Raw genomic sequence first — 5,797 nt, 5'->3', positions numbered from 1 at the left:
CTGCGGCGAGCCCCGTGCCTGAGATGGTGGAAGCGGGTGCCGAAGAGGTCGCCGAAGAAATCGCCGAGCCGGAGCCCATTGCAGCCCCGGTCGCGAAGCCCGCCGCCGCGAAGAGCGCTGCCCGCTCCGCGCCGGCCGAGCAGCAGGGGGATCATCCGGCGGCCTCCGCCGCGCTGGCCGCCGCTCAGGCGCAGTCGCAGACGCTGCGGGTCAACATCAATGTTCTCGAAAACCTGATGAACATGGTCAGCGAGCTGGTGCTGACGCGCAACCAGCTCCTGCAGATCCTGCGCGGCGTGGGCGACAGCCCCTTCTCCGCGCCCCTGCAGCGGCTCAATCAGGTCACGACCGAGCTGCAGGAAAGCGTGATGATGACGCGCATGCAGCCGATCGGCAATGCGTGGTCGAAGCTGCCGCGCGTCGTGCGCGATCTCGCGCAGGAACTCGGCAAGAAGATCGACCTCGTCATGTCGGGCGCCGATACGGAACTCGACCGTCAGATCCTCGAATCGATCCGCGATCCGCTCACGCATATGGTCCGCAACTCGGCCGATCACGGTATCGAGGAGCCGGATGAGCGTCGCGCTTCCGGCAAGTCCGAGCATGGCACGATCCATCTGAGCGCGCGCCATGAAGGCGGGCACATCATCGTTCAGGTGAGCGATGACGGCCGCGGCCTCGCCACGGCGCGCATCCGCGCCAAGGTGATCCAGAACGGGCTTGCCACCGAGGCGCAGCTCGAGGGCATGAGCGAACAGCAGATCCAGCAGTTCATCTTCCGCCCGGGCTTCTCGACCGCGAGCCAGGTGACGAGCGTTTCCGGACGCGGCGTCGGCATGGATGTCGTCCGCACCAATATCGAAAAGATCGGCGGCGCCATCGAGTTCTCCTCGACCGAGGGGCAGGGCTCGCGCTTCGTCATCAAGATTCCGCTCACGCTCGCCATTGTTTCGGCGCTCATCGTCGAATGCCGCGGCGAGCGCTTCGCCATGCCGCAGAGCAGCGTTATCGAGCTCGTGCGGATCAGCAAGAATTCGCAGCAGGGCGTCGAACTCATCAATGGCAGGCCGGTCTATCGCCTGCGCGACAGGCTCCTGCCGCTCGTGGGGCTGAGCGAACTTCTCGGCCTCGATGAGGCTGGCGATGCGGCGGCCGACGCGGCGGAACTCTATGTCGTCGTCGCGCAGGTCGGCAGCTTCGTCTTCGGCATCATCGTCGACCGCGTCTTCGACACGGAAGAAATCGTGGTGAAGCCCACCTCGCGGACGCTGCGCCACATCACGCTCTTCTCGGGCACGACCATTCTCGGCGACGGGCGGGTAATCATGATCCTCGATCCGAACGGCATCGCCGCCGCGACGAGCGGTTCGGCCCAGTCGGAAGCGAAGGCGGACGACGACGCGCATGGCGAACGCCGTGATCAGCGCGAGACTGTTTCCATGCTCGTCTTCAAGGCGGGCGGGGACAGCACCAAGGCCGTTCCGCTCTCGCTCATCGCGCGCCTCGAGGAGGCGGATCTCGCGACGGCCGAGGAAGCCGGCCACCGCACGGTTCTCCAGTATCGCGGCGGGCTCATGCCGCTGGTCGGCATCGACGGCACGCCCGCGCCGCGCGAGGGCAAGCATCCGATCCTCGTCTTCGCGGAAGGCGAGCGCATGCTCGGCCTCGTCGTCGACGAGGTGGTCGATATCGTCGAAGGCTCGCTCGATCTGCAGCTTGTCGGCAGCGCCCAGCCGGGCGTGCTCGGCAGCTCGATCATCGCCGGCCGCTCCACCGATGTCATCGACACGGTCTATTATCTGCGCCAGAGCGACGATGCCTGGTTCGAGCTTCAGACGCGCGAGCCCTTCGGCAACGAGCGCGAGCGCAAGGTTCTGCTCGTGGAGGATTCGAGCTTCTTCCGCAATCTGCTGATGCCGATGCTGAAGATGGCCGGCTACCGGGTGACGACGGCGGAGGATGGCGAGACGGCGCTCTCGATCTGCCGCGGCGGTGACGCCTTCGACATCATCATCTCGGATATCGAGATGCCGGGTCTGTCGGGCTTCGATCTCGCCCGCACGCTCCGCCAGGACGAGCGCTGGAAGAAGGTGCCGATGGTGGCGCTCTCCTCCCACGCCAATCCGCAGGACTTCGAGCGCGGACGAAACGCGGGCTTCAACGACTATGTGACCAAGCTCGACCCGAAGGCGCTGCTGGCGGCGCTGTCGCGGGTGCTCTCGGTCGACGGAACAGGCGAGGGGAATGTGCGTGAGGAGACAGCGGCATGAGTGTGCAGCAGGCTGATGCGGTGCTCGATCGCGAGCGCTCCGAAGACTTCGTGACCATGTCGGTCGCGGGCCAGACTTTCGGTATTCCGGTTCTTCACGTCCGCGATGTGTTGGGGCCGCAGCGGATCACGCGGGTGCCGCTGGCCCCGCCGGAAATCGCCGGTTCGCTCAATCTGCGCGGCCGCATCGTCACCGCGGTGAACATGCGCCAGCGTCTGTCCCTGCCGTCGGAGGACTTCGTGGAGAAGGCCATGGCGGTCGTCGTCGAACATGAGGACGAGCCCTACAGCCTTCTCGTCGATGAAGTCGGCGAGGTTCTGAGCCTTTCGGAAAGTCAGCGCGAGCCGAACCCTGCGACGCTCGACGCGAAGTGGCGCCAGATCGCCGACGGGCTCTATCGCCTCGACGGAACCCTTCTCATCGTTCTCAACATCGGCGCCGTGCTGGGCGCAATCCGCGCTGACGCCTAGGGCGCGCGACGGGTCACTGCCAAGGAGACCAGGTAATGGCTGTAGATATGGGTATGCCCATCCTCATCGTGGACGACTACCGAACCATGCTCCGGATCGTCCGCAACCTTCTCTCGAAACTCGGCTTTACGGATATCGACGAGGCTTCGGACGGAAGCCAGGCCCTGGCGATGATGAAGGCCCGCAATTACGGCCTCGTCATTTCCGACTGGAACATGCAGCCGATGACGGGCTTCGAGCTTCTGAAGACGGTGCGGGCGGATGAGGGACTGAAGGCGACCCCCTTCATCATGGTGACGGCGGAATCGAAAGTCGAAAACGTCGTGGCCGCGCGGCAGGCGGGCGTCAACAACTACATCATTAAGCCTTTCAGCGCGGCCGTGCTCAAAGCCAAACTCAAGGCCGTGCTGGGGGAGTTCTGATGAACAGTGATGAATCCTCGGAGCGGATCAAGAAGCTCACACAGGAATGCGTGGATATCGTGCGGACGATCCTCGTCGCCCGGCGCGAAATGTCGAAGCTGCACGACCCGTCGCTGCGCGACGTGCATCTTCCCCGCGCGACGGAAGAGATCGGTGCCATTCTGAGCCTGACCGAGTCGGCGACGAACGACATCATGCTCGCGGCCGAAGACATGATGGCGGCCGACTTCTCCGATCCCGAACGCGCGCAGGAACTGGTGAACGATTCCTGCATGCGCATCTTCGAGGCGTGCTCCTTTCAGGACATTACCGGGCAGCGCATCTCCAACGTCCTGAAGACGCTGCAACTCGTCGAGGCGAAGGTCGAGCAGATCGAGACGGCCTGGTCGAACACTTCCGCGCTCCAATCCGAACAGCAGCCCGCCACCGGAGACGCCGCCCTGCTCAACGGGCCGGCGCTCGAGGGCGAAGGCATCGCGCAGGATGACATCGATCAGCTCTTTGCCTGATCTCGCGCACTTTTTCGGGCCGGGCCACATCGCTCGCGCCCCGCACATATCGGCCGGTTGAAGCGGAAGAACAATGATGCGCGTGGACAGGCGCGAGAATGGGCGCGAGGATGATTGACGATCGAGCCAAGGCCCCGGCCGCAACGGACAGAGCGCCGGCTCCCTCAGCGGCCGACGATCACTACCGGGTCATGGTGGTGGACGATTCGTCCGTCGTGCGCGGCATCATCACCAAGTCTCTCGAAGCCGATCCGGCCATTCGCGTCGTCGCCTCCTGTCCCAATGGCGCCGTAGCGGTCAGGATGCTGCCATCGACGCCGGTCGATGTGATCGTCCTCGATATCGAGATGCCGGAAATGGACGGCATGACGGCGCTGCCCCGGCTTCTGGAGATCAGCCCCGGCGTCAAGATCATCATGGTTTCCTCGCTCACGCGCCGGAACGCCGAGATCAGTCTTCGCGCGCTCTCGCTGGGGGCGGCCGACTATCTGCCGAAGCCCGCCACCGGGCTTGGCAGCGCCGATCAGTTCAGACTGGAGCTCGTCACCAAGGTCAAGGCATATGCCGCGCGCGCGCCTCGCGGCCGGCAGGTGCGGCCCACGACGGTGGCGAGCGCGGCGCAGCCCGCGCGCATGCAGGCGCCGGCCCGCCCGGTCGTGCTGCGCAAGGCGGCGATCGAAAGGCCCTCCGTCATCGCGATCGGAAGCTCGACGGGCGGACCGCAGGCTCTAGCCGAAGTGCTGAAGAGCATCGGGCCCGGCGTCACCCAGCCCATCGTCATCACGCAGCACATGCCGCCGACCTTCACGGCGATCCTCGCCGAGCATATGACGCGCTATGCGGGCCGGACCGCGGCCGAGGCGGTCGATGGCGAACTCCTTCAGCCCGGCCGCATCTATGTCGCGCCGGGCGGCTTCCACATGATCATGGAGCCGGGCGCGACCGGCACCATCGTCAGGCTGAGCGACGCGCCGCCGGAAAACTCCTGCCGGCCCGCGGTCGATCCCATGCTGCGGAGCCTTTCGGCCATTTACAGGCAGAAGCTCCTCGTCGTGATCCTCACAGGCATGGGTTATGACGGCCTCAAGGGGGCAAAGGTCGCGGTCGAGGCGGGCGCGGCGCTGATCGCGCAGGACCAGGCATCGAGCGTCGTCTGGGGAATGCCGGGAGCGGTGGCGCAGGCAGGCATCTGCAATGCGGTGCTGCCGCTTTCAGAGATCGGCAAGGCCATAGGGCGGATTGCGCGCGGGGAAGCGTTATGAATACGAACGATTTCGAATTCCTGCGCCAGTTTCTCTATCAGCGATCCGGGCTCGCGCTGACGCCCGACAAAAGCTATCTCCTTGAAAGCAGGCTCGCGCCCATCGCACGCAAGCTCAAGATGAAGTCGCTTCCCGAACTCGTCGCGCATCTGCGCAAGGGCGGCGACGAGGCGCTGACCGTCTCGGTCGTCGAGGCCATGACGACGAACGAGACGCTCTTCTTCCGCGACCGCTGGCCGTTCGATCGCTTCGCCGCCATGATCCTCCCGGCACTGATGGAGCTGAACAAGAATACGCGGCGGATCAGGATCTGGTGCGCGGCCTGTTCGAGCGGTCAGGAGCCCTATTCGCTCGCCATGCTGCTCGCCGAAGCCGGCGCCAAGCTCGCGGGCTGGCAGATCGAGATCATCGCCACCGATATTTCCGACGAAATGCTCGAGCGCTGCCGCAAGGGCTGGTACTCGACCTTCGAGGTGCAGCGCGGATTGCCGCCGGACCTGCTGAAAAAATACTTTACTAAGGATGGCGACGGCTGGCTCATCAGCGAGAAGCTGCGCGCCATGGTCAAGTTTCGCAATTTCAACCTGCTGCACGATCCGGCGGCGGCCGGGCTCACGGGGCTCGATCTCATCTTCTGCCGCAACGTCCTCATCTATTTCGACGAGGCGACGCGCCGCAAGGTCTTTGCCAGCATGGCGCGGGTGATGAAGCCGGGCGGATATCTCTGCCTCGGCGGCGCCGAGACGGTCATCGGCATATCGGATGCCTTCCGCATCCTGCCGGGCGAGCGCGGGCTCTTCGGGCTTGGCGAGGTGCCGTCCGCGCAGGCCGCTGGTCAGCCTGCCGCCGCGCCGAGGCCCGCCG

The 5,797-nt window shown here is 65.2% G+C and carries 6 protein-coding genes; all 6 read left to right on the top strand.

The window, feature by feature from the left end; translation table 11 throughout:
• Nucleotides 1–2,270: hybrid sensor histidine kinase/response regulator (locus WBG82_RS06420; protein ID WP_424422804.1), on the top strand; the 2,270-nt coding region annotated here is incomplete at its 5' end.
• Entirely contained in the window at nucleotides 2,267–2,740 is a 474-nt protein-coding gene (locus WBG82_RS06415; protein WP_324297480.1) for a chemotaxis protein CheW, read from the top strand. The genes WBG82_RS06420 and WBG82_RS06415, both read left to right, overlap by 4 nt.
• A 35-nt stretch (nucleotides 2,741–2,775) precedes the next feature.
• Entirely contained in the window at nucleotides 2,776–3,162 is a 387-nt protein-coding gene (locus tag WBG82_RS06410; protein WP_424422800.1) for a response regulator, read from the top strand.
• Nucleotides 3,162–3,671: a protein phosphatase CheZ gene (locus tag WBG82_RS06405; protein ID WP_424422798.1), complete on the top strand. Its 510-nt coding sequence runs from the start codon at nucleotides 3,162–3,164 to the stop codon at nucleotides 3,669–3,671. Before WBG82_RS06410 ends, WBG82_RS06405 begins: the two co-directional genes overlap by 1 nt.
• Nucleotides 3,672–3,781: 110 nt before the next feature.
• On the top strand, nucleotides 3,782–4,933 hold the full coding sequence (locus tag WBG82_RS06400) for a protein-glutamate methylesterase/protein-glutamine glutaminase (protein ID WP_424422796.1): 1,152 nt from the start codon (nucleotides 3,782–3,784) through the stop codon (nucleotides 4,931–4,933).
• On the top strand, nucleotides 4,930–5,797 hold an 868-nt coding region (locus WBG82_RS06395; RefSeq protein WP_424422793.1), incomplete at its 3' end, for a CheR family methyltransferase. The genes WBG82_RS06400 and WBG82_RS06395, both read left to right, overlap by 4 nt.

This window comes from Parvibaculum sp. (assembly GCF_049671045.1).
Lineage (GTDB): Bacteria > Pseudomonadota > Alphaproteobacteria > Parvibaculales > Parvibaculaceae > Parvibaculum.
Note: the sequence above shows the minus strand (reverse complement) of the source record. Positions and strands in the feature narration are given on the sequence as shown.